Annotated in this window: 19 protein-coding genes, 1 pseudogene and 1 riboswitch; of the genes and pseudogenes, 6 read left to right on the forward strand and 14 right to left on the reverse strand. The window is 71.9% G+C overall.

Annotation, left to right across the window (positions count from 1 at the left end; translation table 11 throughout):
• Positions 1 to 30: 30 nt before the first annotated feature.
• From ACFWJX_RS06555 to ACFWJX_RS06590, 8 genes are all read right to left on the reverse strand, one after another.
• Positions 31 to 1,842 carry an ABC transporter ATP-binding protein gene (locus ACFWJX_RS06555; RefSeq protein ID WP_383237773.1) on the reverse strand — a complete coding sequence of 604 codons (1,812 nt, stop codon included), beginning with the start codon at positions 1,840 to 1,842 and terminating at the stop codon, positions 31 to 33.
• Positions 1,839 to 3,665 (reverse strand): ABC transporter ATP-binding protein, encoded by a 1,827-nt coding sequence (locus ACFWJX_RS06560; protein WP_383237776.1) that lies wholly within the window; start codon positions 3,663 to 3,665, stop codon positions 1,839 to 1,841. The genes ACFWJX_RS06555 and ACFWJX_RS06560 overlap by 4 nt, the downstream gene beginning before the upstream one ends.
• A complete protein-coding gene (locus ACFWJX_RS06565; protein ID WP_383237779.1) occupies positions 3,662 to 5,521 on the reverse strand; it encodes an ABC transporter ATP-binding protein in 1,860 nt (619 codons plus the stop codon). Before ACFWJX_RS06565 ends, ACFWJX_RS06560 begins: the two co-directional genes overlap by 4 nt.
• A complete protein-coding gene (locus tag ACFWJX_RS06570) occupies positions 5,518 to 7,299 on the reverse strand; it encodes an ABC transporter ATP-binding protein (RefSeq protein ID WP_383237782.1) in 1,782 nt (593 codons plus the stop codon). The genes ACFWJX_RS06565 and ACFWJX_RS06570 overlap by 4 nt, the downstream gene beginning before the upstream one ends.
• Before the next feature lie 145 nt (positions 7,300 to 7,444).
• Complete coding sequence (locus ACFWJX_RS06575) at positions 7,445 to 7,948, reverse strand: ATP-binding protein (RefSeq protein ID WP_383237785.1); 504 nt, start codon at positions 7,946 to 7,948, stop codon at positions 7,445 to 7,447.
• A gap of 335 nt (positions 7,949 to 8,283) precedes the next feature.
• Positions 8,284 to 9,051 (reverse strand): enoyl-CoA hydratase/isomerase family protein, encoded by a 768-nt coding sequence (locus ACFWJX_RS06580; RefSeq protein WP_383237788.1) that lies wholly within the window; start codon positions 9,049 to 9,051, stop codon positions 8,284 to 8,286.
• Positions 9,052 to 9,181: 130 nt separating this feature from the next.
• On the reverse strand, positions 9,182 to 10,426 hold the full coding sequence (locus ACFWJX_RS06585; RefSeq protein WP_383237791.1) for an Ig-like domain-containing protein: 1,245 nt from the start codon (positions 10,424 to 10,426) through the stop codon (positions 9,182 to 9,184).
• 156 nt (positions 10,427 to 10,582) lie between these two features.
• Positions 10,583 to 11,827, reverse strand: a complete 1,245-nt coding sequence (locus tag ACFWJX_RS06590) for an Ig-like domain-containing protein (RefSeq protein WP_383237793.1) — start codon at positions 11,825 to 11,827, stop codon at positions 10,583 to 10,585.
• A 153-nt stretch (positions 11,828 to 11,980) separates the two neighbouring features.
• On the opposite strand from ACFWJX_RS06590, the gene glgX reads away from it, so the two are divergent.
• Complete coding sequence (gene glgX, locus ACFWJX_RS06595) at positions 11,981 to 14,215, forward strand: glycogen debranching protein GlgX (protein ID WP_383237795.1); 2,235 nt, start codon at positions 11,981 to 11,983, stop codon at positions 14,213 to 14,215.
• A 118-nt stretch (positions 14,216 to 14,333) separates the two neighbouring features.
• Positions 14,334 to 14,930 carry an ADP-ribosyltransferase gene (locus tag ACFWJX_RS06600; RefSeq protein ID WP_383237798.1) on the forward strand — a complete coding sequence of 199 codons (597 nt, stop codon included), beginning with the start codon at positions 14,334 to 14,336 and terminating at the stop codon, positions 14,928 to 14,930.
• A gap of 7 nt (positions 14,931 to 14,937) precedes the next feature.
• Here the strand turns inward: ACFWJX_RS06600 and ACFWJX_RS06605 are convergent, their stop codons facing one another.
• Positions 14,938 to 15,573 carry a GNAT family N-acetyltransferase gene (locus ACFWJX_RS06605; protein WP_383237801.1) on the reverse strand — a complete coding sequence of 212 codons (636 nt, stop codon included), beginning with the start codon at positions 15,571 to 15,573 and terminating at the stop codon, positions 14,938 to 14,940.
• 56 nt (positions 15,574 to 15,629) lie between these two features.
• On the opposite strand from ACFWJX_RS06605, the gene ACFWJX_RS06610 reads away from it, so the two are divergent.
• The 4 genes and pseudogenes from ACFWJX_RS06610 (at position 15,630) to ACFWJX_RS06625 (ending at position 18,344) form a co-directional block, all read left to right on the forward strand.
• Positions 15,630 to 16,544 (forward strand): MerR family transcriptional regulator, encoded by a 915-nt coding sequence (locus ACFWJX_RS06610; RefSeq protein ID WP_383237804.1) that lies wholly within the window; start codon positions 15,630 to 15,632, stop codon positions 16,542 to 16,544.
• 63 nt (positions 16,545 to 16,607) lie between these two features.
• Positions 16,608 to 16,820 (forward strand): EF-hand domain-containing protein, encoded by a 213-nt coding sequence (locus tag ACFWJX_RS06615; RefSeq protein ID WP_383237807.1) that lies wholly within the window; start codon positions 16,608 to 16,610, stop codon positions 16,818 to 16,820.
• Between the two features lie 154 nt (positions 16,821 to 16,974).
• Positions 16,975 to 17,546 (forward strand): annotated as a pseudogene (locus ACFWJX_RS06620) (FadR/GntR family transcriptional regulator); the annotation flags it as partial.
• Between the two features lie 135 nt (positions 17,547 to 17,681).
• Positions 17,682 to 18,344: an NADPH-dependent F420 reductase gene (locus tag ACFWJX_RS06625; protein ID WP_383238465.1), complete on the forward strand. Its 663-nt coding sequence runs from the start codon at positions 17,682 to 17,684 to the stop codon at positions 18,342 to 18,344.
• 6 nt (positions 18,345 to 18,350) lie between these two features.
• On the opposite strand, the gene ACFWJX_RS06630 is transcribed toward ACFWJX_RS06625, so the two are convergent.
• The 5 genes from ACFWJX_RS06630 to gcvT all read right to left on the reverse strand — a co-directional run bounded on the left by ACFWJX_RS06630 (position 18,351) and on the right by gcvT (position 23,388).
• Entirely contained in the window at positions 18,351 to 18,908 is a 558-nt protein-coding gene (locus ACFWJX_RS06630; RefSeq protein ID WP_383237810.1) for a glycoside hydrolase family 25 protein, read from the reverse strand.
• Positions 18,909 to 19,012: 104 nt separating this feature from the next.
• A complete protein-coding gene (locus ACFWJX_RS06635; RefSeq protein WP_383237813.1) occupies positions 19,013 to 20,380 on the reverse strand; it encodes an L-serine ammonia-lyase in 1,368 nt (455 codons plus the stop codon).
• 101 nt (positions 20,381 to 20,481) lie between these two features.
• A complete protein-coding gene (gene glyA, locus ACFWJX_RS06640; protein ID WP_383237816.1) occupies positions 20,482 to 21,744 on the reverse strand; it encodes a serine hydroxymethyltransferase in 1,263 nt (420 codons plus the stop codon).
• A 15-nt stretch (positions 21,745 to 21,759) separates the two neighbouring features.
• Positions 21,760 to 22,137: a glycine cleavage system protein GcvH gene (gene gcvH, locus ACFWJX_RS06645; RefSeq protein WP_383237819.1), complete on the reverse strand. Its 378-nt coding sequence runs from the start codon at positions 22,135 to 22,137 to the stop codon at positions 21,760 to 21,762.
• A gap of 132 nt (positions 22,138 to 22,269) precedes the next feature.
• Positions 22,270 to 23,388, reverse strand: a complete 1,119-nt coding sequence (gene gcvT, locus ACFWJX_RS06650) for a glycine cleavage system aminomethyltransferase GcvT (protein ID WP_383237822.1) — start codon at positions 23,386 to 23,388, stop codon at positions 22,270 to 22,272.
• Positions 23,389 to 23,541: 153 nt separating this feature from the next.
• A riboswitch (glycine riboswitch) is annotated at positions 23,542 to 23,641 on the reverse strand.
• Positions 23,642 to 23,643: the final 2 nt, after the last annotated feature.

Here is a 23,643-nt window from a genome sequence, read left to right on the forward strand (position 1 = left end):
CGGGAGTTCATGTTCGATATACGGAGCTGATCACTGAAGGCGGCTTTTGGGGTCCAGAGGCTCCCCGTGCCACGTCCCCCACAGGGACGCGTACGCCCCGCCCGCCCGCACCAGCTCCTCGTGCGTGCCGAGTTCGGTCAGTCGGCCGTTCTCCATCACGGCGACCCGGTCCGCGTCGTGCGCGGTGTGCAGCCGGTGCGCGATGGCGATGACCGTACGGCCGCGCAGTACGGCGGCCAGCGCGCGCTCGGTGTGCCGGGCGGTCGCCGGGTCCAGCAGGGCCGTCGCCTCGTCCAGGATCAGTGTGTGCGGGTCCGCCAGCACCACCCGCGCCAGCGCGAGCTGCTGCGCCTGCGAGCCGTCCGTACGGCGCCGGTCCGCGCCCACCTCCGCGTCGAGACCGCCGGGCAGCTCCCGCACCCAGCCCGCGGCACCGACCGCGGCCAGCGCCGCCCACAACTCCTCGTCCGTCGCGGCCGGTTCGGCGATCAGCAGATTGTCGCGGACCGTGCCGAGGAAGACGTGATGCTCCTGGGTGACCAGGACGACCTGCCGGCGCAGTGTCTCCGGGGCCAGGTCCGCGACCGGCACCCCGCCCACCGTGACCGAACCCGCCGTCGGCGCGTCCACGCCCGCCAGCAGCCGGCTCAGCGTCGTCTTGCCCGCACCCGACGGACCGACCACCGCGAGCCGCTCCCCCGGCCGTACGGTCAGGTCCACCCCGCGCAGCACCTCGCCGCCGCGGTCGTACGCGTACCGCACGCCCTTCACGTCGATCCGGTCGTCCACCGGGACCGGCGCCCCGCCCCGCGGCTCGGACCGCGGGGCGCGAGCCAGCCCCTCCACCCGCGCGAACGAGGCACCGCTGCTCTGGAACTGCTCGACGCGCATCAGGATCTGGTCCAGCGGCTCCGTGAACTGCCGCAGATACAGCGCCGCGGCCACCACCGCCCCCAGACTCAGCGTGCCCCGCGCGTGCAGCATCCCGCCCATCAGCAGAACCCCCGCGACGGGCAGCGCGTACGACACCTCCACCACCGGGAAGAACACGCTCCGCAGAAACAGCGTGTGGAACCGCGTACGACGCGAGATCTCCAGCGCCTCCCGGCTCGCCGCCGTCCGCCGCTCCCCGAGCCGGAACGCCTCCACCGTGCGCGCCCCGCCCGCGGTCTCCGCGAGGATGTCGGCGACCTCCGAGGTGGCCGCCCCCTCGGCGAGGTACCCGGCACGCGCCCGCCGCAGATACCAGCGCAGCGCGAACCAGATCGGCGTCAGCCCGAGCACCCCCACCGCGCCGAGCAGCGGGTCGATCACGAACACCGCGCCCAGCAGGAACAGCGCCTGCACCGCGCAGACCAGCAGCTCGGGCCCGGCGTCACGCAGGGTCGTGCCCACGGCCGCCACGTCGGCGGTGCCACGCGTGGTGAGGTCGCCGGTACCGGCCCGCTCCACGACCGACGCGGGCAGCGCGAGCGTCCGCTCGACGAAGCCCTCCCGCACCCGCGCGAGCGTCCGCTCCCCGAACCGGTGCCCCGCGTACCGGGCCCAGCGGGCCAGCAGCAACTGCGCCAGCGCGCACACCAGGATGACCGGGGCCAGCCGGTCCACCGCCGCGGTCCCGCCGCCGGACCGCACCTCGTCGATGATCCGGCCGAGCAGCCAGGGCCCGGCCAGACCGGCCGCGGCGGCCAGCACGTTGAGCGCCAGGACACCGGCGAAGACCCGCGCGTCGGCCCGCACGAGCCGGCCGGTGGCCCGCCGCACCTCGGCCCGCGAGGCCACCGGAAGCCGCCCCTCGCCGACCTCCTCCGCCCCCTTCGCCCCCTTCGCAACCGGCGTCATCGCACGGCCCCCTCGGCATCGGTGTCCTCGGCGGTCCCGCCCTCAGCGCCCTCAGCGCCCTCAGCGCCCTCAGCGCCCTCAGCGCCCTCAGCGCCCTCAGCGCCGTCCACGTCTCGCGCCACCAGCGCCCGGTACCCCGGCTCCGTCTCCAGCAGCACCTGGTGCCGGCCGCTCGCCGCGACCTTCCCGTCGACCAGGTACAGCACCCGGTCGGCGTGGTCGAGCAGCAGCGGGGAGGAACTCGTCACGACGGTCGTCCGGTCGGCGCGCGCCTCCCGCAGCCGCTCCGCGATCGCCGCCTCCGTGTGCGCGTCGAGCGCCGAGGTGGGCTCCACGGCGAGCAGCACCTCGGGGTCGGCGAGCAGCGCCCGCACCAGCCGTACGCGCTGCCGCTGGCCCCCGGAGAGACTGCGTCCCCGCGCGGCCACGGGGGAGTCGAGCCCGTCCGGCAGGCCCTGCACGATGTCCTCGGCGGCAGCCGCCCGCAGCGCCCGGTCGATCTCCGCGGGGGACGGTGCGCCCCGCCCGCCCACCAGCTCGCGCAGGCTGCCGGCGAACAGGTCCGCCTCGTTGTCGGCCACCAGGATCCGCTCCCTGACCCGCGCCGACCGCACCTCGTCGAGGCGTACGCCGCCCCAGGTGACGTCGGTCGGCCCGTACCGGCCCAGCCGGTCGATCACGGCGGCCGTGTCGGCGGGCCGCGCGCCTGCCAGCGCCGTCAGCAGGCCGGGCACGACCCGCACGCCGGAGGCGGGGTCGTACAGCTCCGAGGGCCCGTCGGGCGCGTCGGTGGTGCCGGCGTCGGGGTCCGGCTCCAGCCGGAGCAGCCGTACGACCCGGCGCGCGGCGACCACGCCCCGGCTGAGCTGGTAGCCCATGTCGACGATGAACGCCACCGGGCCGACCAGCACGGCCACATAGCCGTACACCGACACCAGCTCGCCCACCGTCAGCTCGCCCTGGGCCGCGAGCCGGGCCGCCAGCCAGGTCACCACGGCGAGGAACACCGTGGGCAGGCCCACCCCCAGGGCCTGCATCCAGCTGGTGACCGAGCCGACCCGGTAGCCCTGGGCGCGCAGCCGCTGGGAGTCGCGGTGGAAGGCGTCCGCGAACAGCCCTTTGCCGCCGAGGCCGTTGAGCACGCGCAGCCCGCCCGCGAGGTCGCCGATCCGCGCGGTGAGCACCCCCTGCCGCTCCCGGTACTCGCCCTCGGCGCCCTGGAGCCGCCCCATCAGTGGGCCGACCAGCACGGCGATGACCGGCATCCCCAGCAGCACGACCGCCGCGAGCAGCGGGGAGACCGACAGCAGCACCCCGGCGACGACGACGTAGACGACGACCGAGCCGATGCCCGGCCCGATCACCGTCAGGGACATGGCGATGGTCTGCACATCGCCGACGCCGATGGTGACGACCTCCCCGGCCCCGATCCGGCGCGGCAGCGCGGCGCCCAGCCGGACCGCGTGCCCGACGACCACCTTGACCGTGCGGAAGTTGGCGTCCATGCGCAGCCGGGTCATCGTGCGGTGCCGCATGATGCTCACCCAGGCGTTGAACGCCCCCACCAGGAACAGCGCGGCCGTCCAGCCCGCCAGCGCGGCCGTGTCACCGCGCTCCAGTCCGTCGTCGACCGCCCTCGACAACAGGTACGGCGCGACCGCCAACAGCACCATCCAGACGCTGGCCAGCGCGGCCCCCGCCAGCGCCCGCCCCGGCTGGCGGCAGGTCAGCCACCACAGGTACGACCAGCCGCCCCGGCAGTCGGGCGGGCCGGGGTCGGCGTAGGCGTCGATCGGCTGTTTCCGTGTCCGCCGCGCCCTCACGCGAGGCTGTCCCGCCAGGCGCGGTGCAGGTCGGCGAACCGGCCGGTGCCCGCGACGAGTTCGGCCGGGGTGCCGTCCTCGACGATTCTTCCGTGCTCCATGACGAGCACCCGGTCGGCGATCTCCACGGTCGACAGCCGGTGCGCGATCACCACCGCCGTACGGCCCTTCAGGACCGTCGCCATCGCCGCCTGTACGGCCCGTTCGCCCGGCACGTCGAGCGAGCTGGTCGCCTCGTCGAGGATCAGCACCGCAGGGTCGGCGAGCAACGCCCGCGCGAACGCGACGAGCTGGCGCTGACCGGCGGAGATACGGCCGCCGCGCCGGCGGACGTCCGTGTCGTAGCCGTCGGGCAGCGCGCTGATGAACTCGTGGGCGCCGAGCGCCTTCGCCGCCCGCTCGATGTCCTCCCGGCTCGCGTCCGGCCGCCCGATCGCGATGTTCTCGGCGACCGTCCCGGAGAACAGGAACGCCTCCTGCGTCACCATGACCACCCCGCACCGCAGTTCGGCCATGGCCAGATCGCGCAGATCGACGCCGTCGAGGAGGACCCGGCCCGCCGTCGGGTCGTAGAAGCGGGCGAGGAGCTTGGCCAGGGTGGACTTTCCGGCGCCGGTCGAGCCGAGGACGGCGACGGTCTGTCCGGCGGGCAGGGTGAGGTCGAAGCGGGGCAGCACCTCGCCGCCGGTGCGGTAGCCGAAGGCGACGCCGTCGAACACGACCTCGCGGCCCGGCATGCCCGACCGGCGGGCCGGAAGCTCCTGGGGCGCGGTCGGCTCGGGCACGGACGGCTTCTGGGCCAGCAGCCCGGCGATCTTCTCCAGGGAGGCCGCCGCCGACTGGTAGGAGTTGAGGAACATGCCGAGCCGGTCGATCGGGTCGTACAGCCGACGCAGATACAGCACCGCCGCCGCCAGCACACCCAGTGCGAGGGAGCCGTCCGCGACCCGCTGGGCGCCCCACAGCACGATCAGCGCGACGGCGGTGTTGGCGACCAGCCGTGAGCCGACGACGTACCGGGCCATCTCCAGGAGCGCGTCGCCGTTGGTCCGCTCGTGCCGCTGGTTCAGGACCCGGAAGTCGGCCTCGTTCACGGCCTCGCGGCGGAACGCGCGCACCGGCCGGATGCCGTTCACCGTCTCCACGAACTTCACGATCACGGTCGCGATCGCGGTGGACCGCGCCCGGAACACCCGTCCCGCGCGCCGCTGGTAGACCCGGACGAGGAGATACAGCGGCCCGAACGACGCCACCGCGACCGCGCCGAGACCCAGGTCCAGCCAGAGGAGCATGGCCGAGATGTAGAGGAAGGACAGGACGACCGTGACCAGTTCCTGGAGGCCCTCGCTGAGCAGTTCGCGCAGCGACTCCACGTCCGTGGTGGAACGGGAGATGAGCCGGCCCGAGGTGTAGCGCTCGTGGAAGTCGATGCTCAGCGTCTGCGCGTGCCGGAAGATCCGCCCGCGCAGGTCCAGCAGTACGTCCTGGCTGACGCGGGCGGAGGCGATCAGGAACGCGTACTGGAGCCCGCCGCCGGCCAGCGCGCACCCCAGATAGCCGACGCCCACCGCGACCAGCGGTCCCAGATCGTCCGCGCGGAACGCCGGTACGGCACGGTCGATGGCGTACGCCACCAGGAGCGGGCCCGCCTGCACGGCCCCTTGCTGGAGCAGCAGCAGGAACGTGGTGAGGGCGACGCGCGCCTTCATCGGGGCGAGCAGCGAGCGCAGCAGCGTGCCGGTGGCGCCCGGCGGGGTGGGCAGGACGTCCCGGTCGAAGGCGTCGACGTGCTCCTTCGCGGCCGTCAGGTCCTCGTCGTCGTCGGCGGTGGGGGAGGCGGTCGTGGGCGCGGTCATCGGCGGTCGGCCTCCTGGTCCCCGGACATGAGATGGGCGTACTCGGCGTTGGTGCGCAGCAGTTCGTGGTGCGTGCCCAGCGCGGTGATGCGGCCGCCGGACAGCAGGGCGACCCGGTCGGCGAGCAGCACGGTGGACGGCCGGTGGGCGACGATCAGCGCGGTCGTGTCGGCGAGGACGCGGCGCAGCGCGGCCTCCACGGCGGCCTCCGTGTGGACGTCCAGCGCGGACAGCGGGTCGTCGAGCACGAGGAACCGGGGCCGGCCCACGACCGCCCGCGCCAGCGCGAGACGCTGCCGCTGCCCGCCGGACAGGCTCAGCCCCTGCTCACCGACCTGGGTCCGGGTGCCCTGCGGCAGCGCGTGCACGAACTCGGCCTGCGCGACGGACAGCGCCCGCTCCAGGTCGCCGTCGTCCGCGTCGCCGCCGGATCCCATCAGCACGTTCTCCCCGACGCTCGCCGAGAACAGCGTCGGCTCCTCGAAGGCGACGGAGACCTTCGCCCGCAGTTCCTCGCGGGGCATCGCGGTGATGTCCTCCCCGTCGAGGGTGATCCACCCGGAGGTCACCTCGTGCAGCCGGGGCACGAGCGCGGTGAGCGTGGTCTTCCCGCTGCCGGTGGCCCCGACGAGCGCCATGGACTCCCCGGGCCGGACATGCAGATCGACCCGGTCGAGAACGGGAGGGGAGCCGGGATCGGCGTCGGGATAGCGGAAGGTGACACCGTGAAAGCGCAGGCCGTCGCCTCCCGGTGCCGCCGTACGCCTCTGCGTGTCGGTGGAGGATTCCGGCTCCGCGTCCATCACCTCGAAGTACCGTTCGGTCGCCGTCGCCGCCTCCTGGCTCATCGCCAGCAGGAAGCCGATGGAGTCCACCGGCCAGCGCAGGGCGAGTGCCGTGGAGAGGAAGGCGACCAGCGTGCCCGCGGACAGCTCGCCGTCCGCCACCTGCACCGTCCCCAGCACCAGCGCGGCGCCGATGGCCAGTTCGGGCAGGGTCACGATGACCGCCCAGATCGTCGCCAGCAGCCGCGCCTTGTGCAGTTCCGTCCCGCGCAGGCCGAAGGACAGTTCGCGGAACGCCAGCGCCTGGCTGCGGTGCCGGCCGAAGCCCTTGATGATGCGGATGCCGAGGACGCTCTCCTCGACGACCGTCGTCAGGTCGCCGACCTGGTCCTGGGCGCGTCGCGCCACGCGCGCGTACCGGTTCTCGAAGATCACGCACGTGACCATGACCGGGATCGCGGGCCCCAGGACGACCAGCCCGAGCGTCCAGTCCTGGAGCAGCATGATGGTCACGCCGACGAGAATCGTCACCGTGTTGACCAGCAGGAACGTCAGAGGGAAGGCGAGGAACATGCGCAGCAGCATCAGATCGGTGGTCCCGCGGGACAGCAGTTGTCCCGACGCCCACCGGTCGTGGAAGGCCACCGGCAGCCGCTGGAGATGCCGGTACAGACCGGCCCGCATCTCCGCCTCGACATGCGACAGCGGCCGTGCCACCAGCCAGCGCCGCAGCCCGAACAGCACCGCCTCCGCGGCCCCGAGCAGCAGCAGGAACAGCGCGCCCAGCCAGACGCCCCCCGAGTCCCGGTCCGCGACCGGCCCGTCCACCATCCACTTCAGCACGAGCGGGATCACCAGCCCCGTACAGGAGGCGACGACCGCTACGGCGGCGGCGGTGAACAACCGCACCCGGACGGGCCGCACATACGGCCACAGGCGCAGCAACGTCCGTACGGCGGAGCGGTCCTCGGTGGGTGCGGGTGTCGTGGGCATCAGGAGCGAGCCTACGGATCGCCACTGACATCGCCCACCGAGTTTTGGCCGGACCGGGCTCGGTCTTCGGACCTACGACCTGCGCGTTCGAGCCGCCGGGCGGGGCGGGGCGGGGTCTGCGGCTCGGGCGTTGCGGGCCCGTCGCTCAGCGGTCGGCCACCCGCATCTCGAACCAGGTCGTCTTCCCTCGGGGCAGCAGGTCGACGCCCCAGCGGTCGGACAGCTTGTCGACGAGGAACAGCCCCCGGCCGCTGACATCCATCTCCTGGACCGGCATCAGACAGGGCAGCCCTCGTGAGGGGTCTCGGACCTCGACGCGGATCCAGCCGCGCCGCCTGCGCAGGCGCAGTCCGAAGACGCGGGCACCGGTGTGGCGTACGGCGTTGCCGACGAGTTCCGAGACGAGTAAGACGGCGTCCTCGGTCATCTTGGGGGTGAGCTGCCAGCGGCGCAGGACGATGACCTGGGTGAGGCGCCGGGCGGTGGCGGCGGACTGGGGGCGGGACGGCAGTTGGATCTCGGCGTCCGTGGGGTCGCCGAACAACTCCAGTGCTCTGAGTGCCTGTTCGTCCTCGGCCGCAGGCGACCAGCGTGCCGCGGCCACGCGCTCGTGCCCCCGCGGCTGTTCGATACCCTCCAGCCCCGCCATGCCCCCATCATGGCGGCCCGCGGCTTCCCGCGGGGCCGTTCCGGGGGAATACGCCCCCCGGAAGCAACCATTCCGCACGATGCGAATGGCATATGCCATAGGCACTTCGTGGCCACGTGCAGCCAGCTGGCCTGCGACGACGGCTCGTTCGGAGGTATTCGCAGGCAATCGCCGGGCTCCCTCGACGCGGCAGCCTTAAGGCCGACTTAAGGTTCCGATGAACCGCCCCATCGAGGGACCCGGATGAGACGCTCCGTCAATTGCAAGGGCTCCCGGAGTGTTTCGGCGAGACGAGTCTCACATCGGACCCGCTCCGCGGAGCCAGGAGTTCGGCGTCACTGGAACTTCGCCTTGCCCGGCCCCTCCTCGACGAAGCTGCGCATGCCGATCTCCCGGTCGGGGGTCGCGAAGAGGCCCGCGAACCAGTTCCGCTCCACGGCGAGGCCGGTCTCGATGTCCGTCTCCAGACCGGTGTCGATCGACTCCTTGGCCGCCCGCAGCGCGATCGCCGGACCCTGCGCCAGCTTCGCCGCCCACGCGTGCGCCTGCGCGTACACCTCGCCGGCCGGGACCACCCGGTCCACCAGACCCAGCGTCAACGCCTCGTCCGCCTTCACCGTACGGCCGGTGAAGATCAGGTCCTTCGCCTTGGACGGGCCGATCAGCCGGGACAGCCGCTGGGTGCCGCCCGCGCCCGGGATCAGGCCGAGCAGGATCTCCGGCTGGCCGAGCTTCGCGTTGTCCGCGGCGATCCGGAAGTCGGCGCAGAGCGCCAGCTCGCAGCCGCCGCCCAGCGCGTAACCGGTCACGGCCGCCACCACCGGCTTGGGGATGCGGGCCACCGCCGTGAAGGCGTCCTGGAGGGCGCGGGCGCGCAGGACCATCGCGGTGTGGTCCATGGGCTGCATCTCCTTGATGTCCGCGCCCGCCGCGAACACCTTCTCGCCGCCGTACAGGACGACGGCCCGCACGTCGTCGCGACGGCCCGCCTCCTCGGCGAGTTCCCTGAGCCGGTCCTGCGTGGCGACGTCCAGCGCGTTCATGGGCGGGCGGTCCAGGCGCAGCGTGCCGACGCCCTCGGCGACTTCGAGATTCACGGTCATGCCAGCAGGTTAACGGCGACTAACGGGGGCGGGGGTCTGGGGGTCGTCCCCCAGGGGGTGCCGCACGGGCACCGACGACGACGGGCCCGGTGCCGTGGGTCACAGCACCGGGCCCGTCGTCGGGCGGGACCTACTTGGTCCACTCCGCCCACGGGATGTTCCAGCCGTTGAGGCCGTTGGACGCCTCGACGGTCGGGTCGGTGGAGTTCTTCACGACCACCACGTCACCGGTCATCGAGTGGTCGAAGAACCAGGCGGCCGGTACGCCGCTGTCGTAGCCGCCGCGCACGTCCCGCAGGCCGATGCAGCCGTGGCTGGCGTTGTAGTTGCCGAAGGCGTCGCCGCCCCAGTAGTTGCCGTGCACGAAGGTGCCGGAGTCGGTCAGCCGCATGGCGTGCGGGACGTCCTTGATGTCGTACTCGCCGTCGTAGCCGACCGTGTCGCCGTTCATGCGGGTCACCGTGAACTTCTCGCTGATGACCATCTGGCCGTTCCAGGTGGCGTAGCCGGGCTTGCCGGTGGTGACCGGGATGGTCTTGACGACCTTGCCCTCCTGGGTGACCTGCATCGTGCGCTTCTTGGCGTCCACGATCGACACCTGGTCGCGGCCGATGGTGAAGGACACCGACTTGGACTGCTTGCCGTAGACGCCCTTGCGGCCCTCGACGCCGTCGAGGTTCAGCTCGACCGTCACCTTGGTGCCGGCCTTCCAGTACTTCTCGGGCCGGAAGTCGAGGCGGTCGTTGCCGAACCAGTGGCCCTGTACGTCGACGGCCGGCACCGTCTTGATCTTGATGGCCTTCTCGACGTCGTCCGGCGAGGTGATGCCCCGCGTGAAGCGCACCGAGAACGGCATGCCGACGCCGACCGTGGAACCGTCCTCGGGCGTGAAGGTGCCGACGAAGGTGTTCTCCGGCGTCAGCGTGGTGAAGGACGCGTCCTCGGCGGCCGTACGGCCCTCGGCGTCCTTCGCGACCGCGTGCACCTGGTACTTGGTGGCGGCGGCCAGGTGCGTGCTCGGCGTCCAGCCGGCGCCGTCCGCGGAGATCGCGCCGTCGACCTTCGCGCCGTCGGCGTCCTTGACGACCACCTCGGTCAGCTTGCCCTTGGCGGCCGTCACCTTGAGGACGCCGCTGGTGTCGACGGCCTTGGCGCCGTCCTTCGGGGCGATCGAGACGACCGCCTCCGACTGCCCGCTCGCCACGGCCGTGGCGCCCGCGCCCTTGCCGTCCTTGGTCTTCTCCGAGCCGGAGTCCCCGCCTCCGCCGCAGGCCGTGACGGCCAGCAGCAGTCCTCCGACGATCAATGCCAACCGCTTGTCACGGCCGCGTGAGCGACCGCCAACCGATGCCCCCGATATCGGTCGCACGTTCAAGTCCGTTCTCCCCTCCCCCGGGCCGATCAGGCCCGCACGCAGGCACTACCCCTGCGCTGCGCGCATATTAACCACATGGTCAGGGGCCCTGGTGACCCCGGAATGTCACCGTTCAGTCCCAACTTGGACCATGGGAGGGGAAAGTCGCTCAGGAGGTCAGTTCACCGCGCTGCCGGCGGTCCATTCCCTCCAGTTCATGTTCCAGCCGCCGAGCCCGTTGTCGGGGGCGACCGTCTTGTCCTTGCTGCGGACCACCTCGACGACGTCGCCGATGAGACTGCGGTCGAAGAACCAGCCCGCGGGCGTGTCCGCGCCGCCGCCCTTCACGTCCCTGAGACCCACACAGCCGTGGCTGAGGTTGACCCGCCCGAAGGCCTCGGGGGACGCCCAGTAGTTGCCGTGCAGGAAGGTGCCGGACTCGGTCAGCCGCATGGCGTGCGGCACGTCCGGGATGTCGTACTCGCCCTTGCCGTTCTTCTTCTTGAAGCCGACCGTGGCGCCGTTCATCCGGGTCACGTCGAGCATCTCCGTGACCACCATCTTGCCGTTGTACGTCGTCGTCTTCGGCGCCCCTGCGGTGATGGGCACGGTGGCCAGCAGCTCGCCCTCGCGCCGCACCCGCATGGTGTGCTCGGCGGCGTCGACGACGGAGACCTGGTGGCGGCCGACGTCGAAGGAGAACGTCCGGTACTGGAGCCCGAAGACGCCGGGCGCGCCCTCGACGTCGCGGAAGCGCAGGGAGACGGTGACGCGGGTGCCGGGCTTCCAGTAGTTCTCGGGCCGGAAGTCGAGCCGGGACGTGCCGAACCAGTGCGGGCGGACCTCGACGGCCGGGTCGGCGGTCACATGGACGGCGCGCTCGACGGCGGCCCGGTTCTCGATCTCCCGGTTGAACTCCAGGGAGACGATCATCCCGGTGCCGACCGTCGACCGGTTCTCGGGCGTGACGTAGCCGATGAACCGCTCCTCGGGGACGTACGTCGTGAACGTGGTGTGCCGGGCCGAGCGGTGCCCGTCGCCGTCCACCGCGACCGCGTCGACCGTGTAGCGGGCGGCGAGCGCGAGCCGGCCGTCCTCCGGGCTCCAACTGCGGCCGTCCGCGGAGATCCGGCCCGGCACCTCGGCCTCCTGCGCGTCCTGCGACTTGACGACCTTCACCGACTCCAGCCGCCCGTCCGGCACCCGGACCCGCAGCGCCTGGCTCGGGCGCACCTCCCTGGCGCCGTCCTGCGGAGTGACCCGGATGGCGTCCGCGGGTGCCGGGGGTTTGCCCAGCACCCGGTCCAGCCCGCTCCTGCCGTCCCCGCTGCATCCGGCGGCTCCCGCCAGCAGTCCTGCCCATGTCAGTACGGCGGTCAGTGCGACCCCCGCGCGCCGTGCGCGCCCAGTTACGTGCCTCACGCGGTACCCAACGACGGGCCCCGCTCCGGGGAAACGTGAGTGCGAGGCACACGCTGGGCAGAACAGGGGGGAGGACGACGCCAAGGGGAGCAGCGGACGGGACGCCGTACGCCCCGGGCCCGCGTCGTGCCATGAGCCGCGGGAGGCTGAACGGTGTCCAGCGCAGCCGAGCAGGAGGCGGTGGCGGAGGCGAGCCCCGCCGCGTCCGCCGTCGTGAACGGGGCACCGCGAAGGACGCCCGGCGTGCCCGTGTGGCCCGGCGCCTCCATGCCCCTCGGCGCCCGCTTCCGGGTCGGCCCCGACGGCGTCGCCGGCACCAACTTCGCCCTGTGGGCGGGCGGCGCCGAGGCCGTCGAGCTGTGCCTCTTCGACGAACAGGGCCGCGAGACCCGCGCCCGGCTGACCGAACTCACGCACGAGATCTGGCACGGCTTCGTGCCCGGCGTGATGCCCGGCCAGCGCTACGGCTACCGGGTGCACGGCCGCTGGGACCCGTGGACCGGCGCCCGCTGGAACCCGGCGAAGCTGCTCCTCGACCCGTACGCCCGCGCCGTGGACGGAGAGTTCCGCCTGCCGCCCGAGGTGTACGGGCACGTCCGCGACTGGCCGCAGCAGCAGGTCGCCGACACCGTCCGCGACGAACGGGACTCCGCGCCGTACGTCCCCAAGGGCGTCGTCGTCCACGATGACGACGACTGGGCCGACGACCGCCGCCCCAAGACCCCCTGGGCCGACTCGGTCATCTACGAGCTGCACGTGCGCGGCTTCACCATGCGGCACCCCGGCATCCCCGAGGAACTGCGCGGCACCTACGCCGGCCTGGCGCACCCGGCCGCCGTCGAGCACCTGGTGAACCTCGGCGTCACGGCCGTCGAACTGCTCCCGGTCCACCAGTTCGCCCACGAGGACCACCTGCTGCGCCGGGGACTGCGCAACTACTGGGGCTACAACTCCATCGGCTACTTCGCCCCGCACGCCGGATACGCCTCCGCCGGGACGACGGGCGGACAGGTCGGCGAGTTCAAACGGATGGTGCGCGCACTGCACGCGGCCGGCATCGAGGTGATCCTCGACGTGGTCTACAACCACACCGCGGAGGCGGGCGAGCTGGGTCCGACGCTGTCCCTGAAGGGCATCGACAACCGCGGCTACTACCGGCTCCAGTCGGACGCCCGCCGGTACGCCGACTACACGGGCTGCGGAAACACCCTGCACGTGGTGCAGCCGCACGTACTGCGCCTGATCACGGACTCGCTGCGCTACTGGGTCACGGAGATGGGCGTCGACGGCTTCCGCTTCGACCTGGCCGCCGCCCTCGCCCGCTCCATGCACGACGTGGACATGCTGTCGCCGTTCCTCGCGGTGATCGCCCAGGACCCGGTGCTGCGCCGGGTCAAGCTGATCGCGGAACCCTGGGACGTGGGCTCGGGCGGCTACCAGGTGGGCGCGTTCCCCCCGCTGTGGACCGAGTGGAACGACCGCTACCGCAACGCCGTACGGGACTTCTGGCGGCACGCCCTCCCGGACGTCCGCGAGATGGGCTACCGCCTGTCGGGCTCCAGCGACCTGTACGCCTGGGGCGGCCGGCGCCCCTACGCCTCCGTCAACTTCGTCACGGCCCACGACGGCTTCACCCTGCGCGACCTGGTCTCCTACGAGCGCAAGCACAACGAGGCCAACGGCGAGGGCAACCGGGACGGCACGGACGACAACCGCTCCTGGAACTGCGGCGCCGAGGGCGAGACGGACGACGAGCGGGTCCGCGCGCTACGGCGCCGGCAGCTGCGCAACCTGACGACCACCCTGCTGCTGTCGACGGGCGTGCCGATGCTGGTCGCGGGCGACGAACTGGGCCGCACCCAGGGCGGCAACAACAACGCGTACTGCCAGGACAACGAGATCAGCTGGCTGGACTGGACCCTGCTGGAGGACCCCGGCTGGAAGGCCCTGTACGACCTGACCGCCCGCCTGATCGCCCTGCGCCACCGCCACCCCGTCCTGCGCCGCCGGGCGTTCTTCTCCGGCCGGGCCCACTCGGTGGACGGGCTGCGCGACCTGGCCTGGTTCACGGCGCGCGGCACCGAGATGACGGAACGGGACTGGTACGCGCCCGCGGCCACGCTCGGCATGTACCTCTCCGGCCGGGACATCCCCGGCCGCGACGAACGGGGTACCCCGATCACGGACGACAGCTTCCTCGCCCTTCTGCACGCGGGGGACCGTCCGGCGAACTTCGTCCTGCCGGGCCCGCCATGGGCGGACCGCTACGAGGTCGTGGTGGACACCTCCGTCGAGGACCAGGGGACCGCCCCGGCGGTCACGCACCGGGCGGGGACGGGGGTGACGGTCCCGGCCAGGTCGGTGCTCCTCCTCAGGGTGACGGCCTGACGGCATCTTCCCTGCAAAGTTCCGTACCAGGCAGGGATGTTGACGGACGGTCAGCGGACACGCCGCCAACGGGTGATGATCCGCAACCGGCCGCCGCCGAACCGGGATCGTGCCCCGCATGATCACAACTCGCCTTCGGCGCCGGGCCGCTGCCGCCGTCCTCTCCCTCGCCGCCGTCCTCGCCACCTCGGCCGCCACCGTCCCCACCGCCGCCCCGGCCAAGGCCGCCCCGGCCTGCCCCCAGTTCGACGACAAGCTCAAGGCCGCCGTCAACCGCGACGTCGACCTCGGCCGGATCACCCCCGCCCCGGTCTGGCGCACCACCTGCGGCACCCTCTACCGCAGCGACGGCCGCGGCCCGGAGATCGTCTTCAAGGAGGGCTTCCACGCCAGGGACGTGGTGAACGGCCAGTACGACATCGAGAAGTACGTCCTGGTCAACCAGCCCTCCCCGTACGTGTCCACGACGTACGACCACGACCTCTACAAGACGTGGTGGAAGTCCGGCTACAACTACTACATCGACGCCCCCGGCGGCATCGACGTCAACAAGACCATCGGCGACACCCACAAATGGGCCGACCAGGTCGAGGTCGCCTTCCCCGGCGGCGTCGACCGGAAGTACATCATCGGCGTCTGTCCGGTGAACAAGACCACCAAGGTCGAGAACATGAGCGGCTGCGAGAGCAACCCGCACTACGAGGCCTGGCACTGACCCGTCCCTAGCGGGCGGTGAGCAGCGCCTCCGCCCCCACCGGCACGTAACCCGCCGCCTGGAACGCCCGCATGCTGCGGGCGTTCCCCGGCGAGATCTGCGCCCACACCGGCTCGCCCCCGGACAGCTGCCGGGCCGCCGTCACCAGGGCCCGCCCCAGCCCCCGGTGCCGTACGTCCGCGTCGACCTCGACCGCGGCCTCCAGCCGCCCGGCGATCCCGCGGCCCAGGACCAGCACGCCGCCGTCCGCCGTCCACACCCGCACGTCGTCGCGCCGCTTGCGCGAACTGATCACCCGGGGATGGTAGGGATCGTCGATCTCCGTCAGCTCCACGGCCGGCCGGCCCGTGAGCGGGGAGCCCACCACCATCGCGTCGACGGTGTCGGTCCGGCGGCCCGTGCGGTCCATGAACGCCGTCAGGAAGCGGGCGTTCAGCGTCGCCGCCAGCGCGTCGCAGTCGGTCGCGCGCAGCGCCGCCCGCACCCACTCCGGGTCCTCGTCGGTGAACACGACCGAGTGCGCGGTGAAGGACAGCACGCCCGCGTCCCGCCGGCAGGCCTGGGGCACGATCGTCGTACGGCCGTCCGCGGGCGGGAACACGCCCCGCGCCGCCGCGTCGAGAACGTCCCGCAACGTCTCCACAGCACTCCTTGCCGCTCCTTGAGTCTCCACCCACTGGAAGGCCCACACTCACACACATGATCGACGACGGCACTGGGCTTTTCACCATCGGCGAGCTGGCCAGGACCACCGGCCTGACCGTGCGCACCATCCGCTACTGGTCCGACGAGGGAGTCCTGAACCCGGTCACCCGCAGCGCGGGCGGCTACCGGCTCTACGACGCCGAGTCCGTCGCCCGCCTGGAGCTGATCCGCACCCTGCGCGAGCTGGGCCTCGGCCTGGACGCCGTGCGCCGGGTGCTGGCGGGCGAGACGACGGTGGCGCGGGTCGCGGCGGCCCACGTGACCGCCCTGGACGCGCAGATCCGCTCGCTGAGGGTGACCCGCGCGGTGCTGTCGACCGTGGCACGACGCGGCTCGACCGCAGAGGAGATGACCCTGATGAACAAGCTGGCACGACTGTCCGCCGCCGAGCGCAGGCGGATCGTCGACGAGTTCCTGGCCGAGATCTTCGACGGACTCGACACGGCCGACCCCGACATCCGCACCCGGCTGCGCTTCCACGCGGCCCACCTGCCCGACGACCCCACCCCCGAGCAGGTCGACGCCTGGGTGGAGCTGGCGGAGCTGATCCAGGACCCGGAGTTCCGCACCCTGATGCGCACGATGGTCGAGTTCAACGCGGCCGACCGCGGCCCCGAGGTCCCCGCGGGAACCTCCCTGTGGTTCATGAGCCGCCTGATCCAGCTCGCCGGGGAGGCCCTGCGCGACGGCACGGCCCCCGACTCCCCGGAGGCCGACGGCATCCTGCGCGGCCTCCTCGGGGACGCCGACCGGGCCGCCGTACTGGACCGGCTCACCGCGGCGGCCAATGTCCGGGTGGCCCGCTACCGCGAGTTGTCGGCGGTGCTGAACGGCCTGGAACCCGCCGAGGGCTACGAGCGCGAGTTCACCTGGGTGGTGGCCGCACTGCGCGCTCACCCGGACCGTTAATCTGACCTGCGTCAGTACGACGGCAACGCAGCACCGCAAGGTATGAAGAAGAGGGGCGGACCGGTGGCGGACATCGAAGAAGCACGCAAGCAGTTCCAGCGGATCGACACGGACGGTGACGGTTTCATCACCGCGGCCGAGTTCAAGACCGCCCTTGCCCAGGGGGGCGACTGGAACGTCACCGACACGGTCGCCGAGGCCGTCATCAAGAGCCGCGACCTGGACGGCGACAAGGCTCTGTCGTTCGACGAGTTCTGGGCCTACCTGAGCAAGTGACGCGGGTCCGTCTCAGCGCGTGAGGCCCCAGGGGCGCCCCGGTCCGCCGGGGCGCCCCTCTCTCATGCCCGAACCTCGCACACGAACCGGTGGACGCCCGGCGCGACCTCGTGGCAGGACCAGGACGACAGCCGTACCTCCCCGTCGTCGAGACAAGGATCTCGGCATCGGCCGCTGCACGGTCCGCGAGGCGCTGCGCGCGCTCGCCGGGGCCGGTCTCGTGCGGCCCCGGCACGGCTCCGGCGTCTTCGTGATCGCCACCGAACCCGCCGAGGACCGGCCGGCCCGACTGCGGAGGGCCGCCGTGACCGACGTCCACGAGGTCCGCCTCGGCGTCGAGTTCCTCGCGGCCCGTCTCGCCGCACAGCGACGCACACCCGAGGACGTCACCGCGCTGCGGGCGGCGCTGGTCGGACGCCGGGCGGCGTCCGACGCCGACGACGCCGCCGACGCGGTCTTCGTGGACGCCGACATCACCCTGCACGCGGCGGTCGTCGCCGCCGCCCGCAACCCGGTCCTCACCGCGCTCTTCGCCGAGTTCACCCCCGTCCTGCGAGAGCCTCTGCTCGATCTGCTGTCCCTGACCGGCCTGCGCGAGAAGCACCCCGGCCACGGCGACGAGACCCACACGGCCCTCGTCGAGGCCGTCACGGAGAGCGCCCCGACGACGCGGCGTCGACCTTGCGCACGGATCCGGAAGCGACGCTCGAGCTGCTGCGTGAGCGGAGCCGACCGGGCACGACGGGGTCCGCGCCACCCGAACGCCCCCGCCGAGGAATAGCCCGCACTCCGGCGAGGTTGACGCCGATCGGCAGGCGCATGCACATGCATGCATCTACGTCACCTGGAAGGGCGTGCGTCATGAAGATCGGCATCATCGGAGCGGGCAACATCGGCGGCAACCTCACCCGGCGGCTCGCCGCCCTCGGCCACGACGTCTCCGTGGCCAACTCCCGTGGCCCGCACACGCTCAAGGAGCTGGCCGAGGAGACGGGCGCGACCCCCGTACGGGTCGAGGAGGCGGCCCGCGGGGCCGAGGTCGTGGTGGTCACCGTCCCGCTGAAAGCGGTCCCGGACCTCCCCCAGGGCCTGTTCGACGAGGCCGCCGAGGGCGTCGCCGTCATCGACACGGGCAACTACTACCCTCAGCAGCGCGACGGCCGGATCGACGCCATCGAGGACGAGGGCATCACGGAGAGCCGCTGGACGGAACGCCAGATCGGCCACCCGGTGATCAAGGCGTTCAACGGCACCTACGCCCAGGACATCCTGGACCGCCCGCTCCCGGCCGGCGCCCCCGGCCGCGTGGCCCTGCCCGTGGCGGGCGACGACGAGGCGGCCAAGGCGAAGGTCCGGGCCCTGATCGACGCACTCGGCTTCGACACCGTCGACGCGGGCGGCATCGACGACTCCTGGCGCCAGCAGCCCGACACCCCGGTGTACGGCCTGCGGGGCGGCGTGGACGAGGTCACCCGCGCCCTGGCCGAGGCGAGCCCGGAGCGCAAGCCGGAGTTCAGTGGCTGAGACCGCTCAGTCCACCGTCGCCCACGCCCGCAGCGCGGTCCGGCTCGCGAAGTCCGCCACGTTCGTGTCGAGGGGCTCGTCGGTGTACTGGTGGAACCGCCACTTCGCCTTGATACGGGGCTTGCCCGCGGTGACGTAGTCGGCGATCCAGAGCCCGTCGCCGGCGTACGAGGTGTCGTCGACGTTCAGCCAGTAGTTCCTGTTGCAGTACAGGACGACCCGGTTCCGCGGCCGCAGCTCCTTCACCTTCCGGATGAAGCGGTCCTTCTCGGCGTTGCTCGCGTGGCTGCCCTCGCCCGTCGTCTCCCAGTCGACGGCGAGGATGTCGCCGGGGCGGTCCGGGGCCTTGGCAAGGAAGTGTTCCGCCTGGGCGGTGAGGTTGCCCGGCCAGAGGAAGTGGTAGAAGCCGACGACCAGGCCGGCGTCACGAGCCCGTTTCGTCTGGGCGGCGAGCTTCGGGTTGACGTAGGTACGGCCCTCCGTCGCCTTGACGAAGACGAAGGAGAGGCCTTCCGTGGAGTAACCGGAGGACTGATAGGCGCTGACATCGACACCACGGAGCATGGGGCAACTCCCGGAAGTACAGGAGAACGGACGGGAGTTGCTTTATGCCCCGACACGCCGGGGGCGGAACCTCCGCTTCCATTCTCCGGTGGGTCGCCGGGAGTTCAGCACTCGATGATGTTCACCGCCAGCCCGCCCCGAGCCGTCTCCTTGTACTTGACCGACATGTCCGCGCCGGTTTCCTTCATCGTCTTGATGACCTTGTCGAGGGACACCTTGTGCGTGCCGTCGCCGCGCATGGCCATGCGGGCCGCCGTGACCGCCTTCACCGCGGCCATGCCGTTGCGTTCGATGCAGGGGATCTGGACCAGGCCTCCCACGGGGTCGCAGGTGAGGCCGAGGTTGTGTTCCATGCCGATCTCCGCGGCGTTCTCGACCTGCTCGGGGGAGCCGCCGAGGACCTCCGCGAGGGCGCCCGCCGCCATCGAGCAGGCCGAGCCGACCTCGCCCTGGCAGCCGACCTCGGCGCCGGAGATGGAGGCGTTCTCCTTGAAGAGCATGCCGATCGCGCCGGCGGCGAGGAGGAAGCGGACGACGCCCTCCTCGTCGGCGCCGGGGACGAAGTTGACGTAGTAGTGCAGGACGGCGGGGATGATGCCGGCCGCGCCGTTGGTGGGGGCGGTGACGACCCTGCCGCCGGCCGCGTTCTCCTCGTTCACCGCCATCGCGTACAGCGTGATCCACTCCATGGAGTGAGCCAACGGGTCGCCCTCCGCGCGGAGTTGACGTGCCGTCATGGCGGCGCGGCGGCGTACGCGCAGGCCGCCCGGCAGGATGCCCTCGCGGGACATGCCGCGGGCCGTGCAGGCCTGCATCACCCGCCAGATCTCCAGCAGCCCCTCGTGGATCTCCTCCTCGGTGCGCCAGGCCCGCTCGTTCTCCAGCATCAGCGAGGAGATCGACAGGCCCGTCTCCTGCGTCAGGCGCAGCAGCTCGTCGCCCGTGCGGAAGGGGTACTTCAGGACCGTGTCGTCCAGCTTGATCCGGTCCGCGCCGACCGCGTCCTCGTCGACGACGAACCCGCCGCCCACCGAGTAGTACGTCTTCGACAGCAGCTCCGCGCCCCCGGCGTCGTACGCCCAGAGCGTCATGCCGTTCGCGTGGTAGTCCAGGGTTTTACGGCGGTGCAGGACGAGGTCGTCGTCGAAGGAGAACGGGACCTCGTGCTCGCCGAGCAGCCGGATGCGGCCGGACTCCTTGATCCGCTCCACCCGTGCGTCCGCCGTCTCCACGTCCACCGTGCGCGGCGAGTCGCCCTCCAGGCCGAGGAGGACGGCCTTCGGCGTGCCGTGGCCGTGGCCGGTCGCGCCGAGGGAGCCGTACAGCTCCGCGCGCACGGACGCGACGGAGCCCAGCAGGTCCTCGTTGCGCAGCCGCCGCGCGAAGATGCGGGCCGCCCGCATCGGGCCGACCGTGTGGGAGCTGGACGGGCCGATGCCGATCGAGAACAGGTCGAAGACCGAGATGGCCACGGGGACTCCTCAATACGGGTGGTGCAGAAGGGTTCCGGTGGGGTGCCCCGCCCACTCACCAGTGTGCGGGACACCCCCGGAAACCCATCGGGAAACGGGAACTACTTGTTCAGACCGGGGTACAGCGGGTGCTTCTCCGCGAGCGCGACGACCCGTGCCTTGAGGGCTTCCGCCTCGTAGGACGGCTTGAGCGCCTCCGCGATCACGTCCGCGACCTCGGCGAAGTCCTCGGCAGTGAAGCCGCGGGTGGCGAGGGCGGGCGTGCCGATCCGCAGGCCCGAGGTGACCATCGGGGGCCGCGGGTCGTTCGGGACCGCGTTGCGGTTGACCGTGATGCCGACCTCGTGGAGACGGTCCTCGGCCTGCTGCCCGTCCAGCGCGGACTCGCGCAGGTCGACCAGGATCAGGTGCACGTCGGTGCCACCGGACAGGACGTTGATCCCGGCCTCGCGGGCGTCCGGCGCCGTCAGCCGCTCGGCGAGGATGCGCGCGCCGTCGACCGTACGGCGCTGGCGCTCCTTGAAGTCGTCCGAGGCGGCGACCTTGAAGGACACCGCCTTCGCCGCGATCACGTGCTCCAGGGGACCGCCCTGGAAACCCGGGAACACGGACGAGTTCAGCTTCTTCGCGAAGGCCTTCTTCGCCAGGATGATGCCGCCGCGCGGGCCGCCCAGCGTCTTGTGGGTCGTGGAGGTGACCACGTCCGCGTACTCGACCGGGTTCGGGTGCAGGCCGGCCGCGACGAGACCGGCGAAGTGCGCCATGTCCACCCACAGGTACGCCTCGACCTCGTCCGCGATCCGGCGGAACTCGGCGAAGTCCAGCTGCCGGGGGTACGCCGACCAGCCGGCGATGATCACCTTCGGGCGGTGCTCCTTGGCGAGGCGCTCGACCTCGGCCATGTCGACCAGTCCGGCCTCGTCCACGTGGTAGGCGACCACGTCGAACTGCTTGCCGGAGAAGTTCAGCCGCATCCCGTGGGTGAGGTGACCGCCGTGCGCCAGGTCCAGGCCCAGGATGGTGTCGCCGGGCTGGGCCAGCGCGAACAGGGCGGCCTGGTTGGCGGAGGCGCCCGAGTGCGGCTGGACGTTGGCGTACTCGGCGCCGAACAACTCCTTGACCCGGTCGATCGCGATCTGCTCGGCGACGTCGACGTGCTCACAGCCGCCGTAGTAGCGGCGGCCGGGGTAGCCCTCGGCGTACTTGTTGGTCAGGACCGAGCCCTGCGCCTCCATGACGGCGAGCGGAGCGAAGTTCTCCGAGGCGATCATCTCGAGCGTGGACTGCTGGCGGCGCAGCTCGCCGTCGAGCGCCGCGGCGATCTCCGGGTCGAGCTCGTGCAGGGGCGTGTTCAGGACGGACATACGTCTGGTGACCTCTCAGCCGGCGGTGTAGGCGGTGTACTCGTCGGCGGAGAGCAGCTCGTCCGGCTCGTCCGTGACGCGTACCTTGAACAGCCATCCGCCCTCGAAGGGGGCGGAGTTCACCAGCGCCGGGTCGTCCACGACGTCCTGGTTGACCTCGACGATCTCGCCGGAGACCGGTGCGTACAGCTCACTGACCGACTTGGTCGACTCGAGCTCGCCGCAGGACTCGCCCGCGGTCACGGTGGCACCGACCTCGGGGAGCTGGACGAAGACCACGTCGCCGAGCGCGTTGGCCGCGTGCTCCGTGATGCCGACCGTCGAGACGCCGTTCTCGGCGCCCGACAGCCACTCGTGCTCCTTGCTGTAGCGCAGCTGCTGGGGGTTGCTCATGGCCTGAATTCTCCTGTACGCGAGGGGGTGCTGATGAATGGGGGACTACTGAAGACGCACGTGAGCAGCGTGAATGTGCGCAGGGTCACGCGCGCGGACCTCGGCCCGGCCTGTCGGGCCGTACGTCAGTCTCTACTTCTGGCGCTTGTAGAAGGGCAGAGCCACGACTTCGTACGGCTCGTGGCTGCCCCGGATGTCCACGCCGACACCCGGCGTGCCCGGGGCCGCGTGGGCGGCGTCGACGTACGCCATCGCGATCGGCTTGCCCAGCGTGGGGGAGGGGGCGCCGGAGGTGACCTCGCCGATCACCTCACCGCCCGCGACCACGGCGTACCCGGCGCGCGGGACCCGGCGGCCCTCGGCGACCAGGCCGACCAGTACGCGCGGCGGGTTCGTCGCGGCGCGCTCGGCGGCCTGTGCGAGGGCCTCGCGGCCCACGAAGTCGCCGTCCTTGTCGAACTTCACGACCCGGCCGAGGCCGGCGTCGAAGGGGGTCAGCGCGGTCGACAGCTCGTGGCCGTACAGCGGCATGCCCGCCTCCAGGCGGAGCGTGTCCCGGCAGGACAGGCCGCAGGCGATCAGGCCGACGCCCTCGCCGGCCTTCGTCAGGGCCTGCCACAGCTCGACGGCGTGCTCCGGCTTCACGAACAGCTCGAAGCCGTCCTCGCCGGTGTAGCCGGTGCGGGCGATGAGCGCGGGGACGCCGGCGACGGTGCCGGGCAGGCCGGCGTAGTACTTGAGGCCGTCGAGGTCGGCGTCGGTGAGCGACTTCAGGATGCCGGGGGACTCGGGGCCCTGGACGGCGAGGAGCGCGTAGGCGTCGCGGTCGTCGCGGACCTCGGCGTCGAAGCCCTCGGCGCGCGCGGTCAGCGCGTCCAGGACGACCTGGGCGTTGGAGGCGTTGGCGACGACCATGAATTCGGTGTCGGCGAGCCGGTAGACGATGAGGTCGTCGAGGATGCCGCCGTCGGCGTCGCAGATCATGGTGTAGCGGGCGCGGCCCACGCCCACCGCCGCGATGTTGCCGACCAGGGCGAAGTTCAGCAGGGCGCCGGCCTGCGGACCGGTGACGGTGATCTCGCCCATGTGCGAGAGGTCGAAGAGGCCGGCCCGGGTGCGGACGGCGTGGTGCTCGTCGCGCTCGGAGCCGTAGCGCAGGGGCATGTCCCAGCCGGCGAAGTCGGTCATGGTCGCGCCGAGCGAACGATGCAGGGCATCGAGGGCGGTGTGGCGGAGCGGGGTACTGCTCATCGGGCGTTCGTCTCCCAGGGCATGACGGCGAGGTCGTTCCTCCCCATCTGTCATCGGAACCTGAGAGGTTCGCCATGACCGTCCGTGAACGGTTCGGTCATGGGTTGCACCTTGGGTGGAGCCACCGAAGGGTGACTCGCTTTTCAGATGTGCCTCGCCCGCGCGGTAACGGTGCCTGAGAGATTCAAGGGAGGGACTTGCTCCTTCGGCGCCCCAGCGAAACTGTCGGTGGGGACTCTCCCGCGCGGATTCAAA

Source organism: Streptomyces sp. NPDC058335 (assembly GCF_042723915.1).
Lineage (GTDB): Bacteria > Actinomycetota > Actinomycetes > Streptomycetales > Streptomycetaceae > Streptomyces.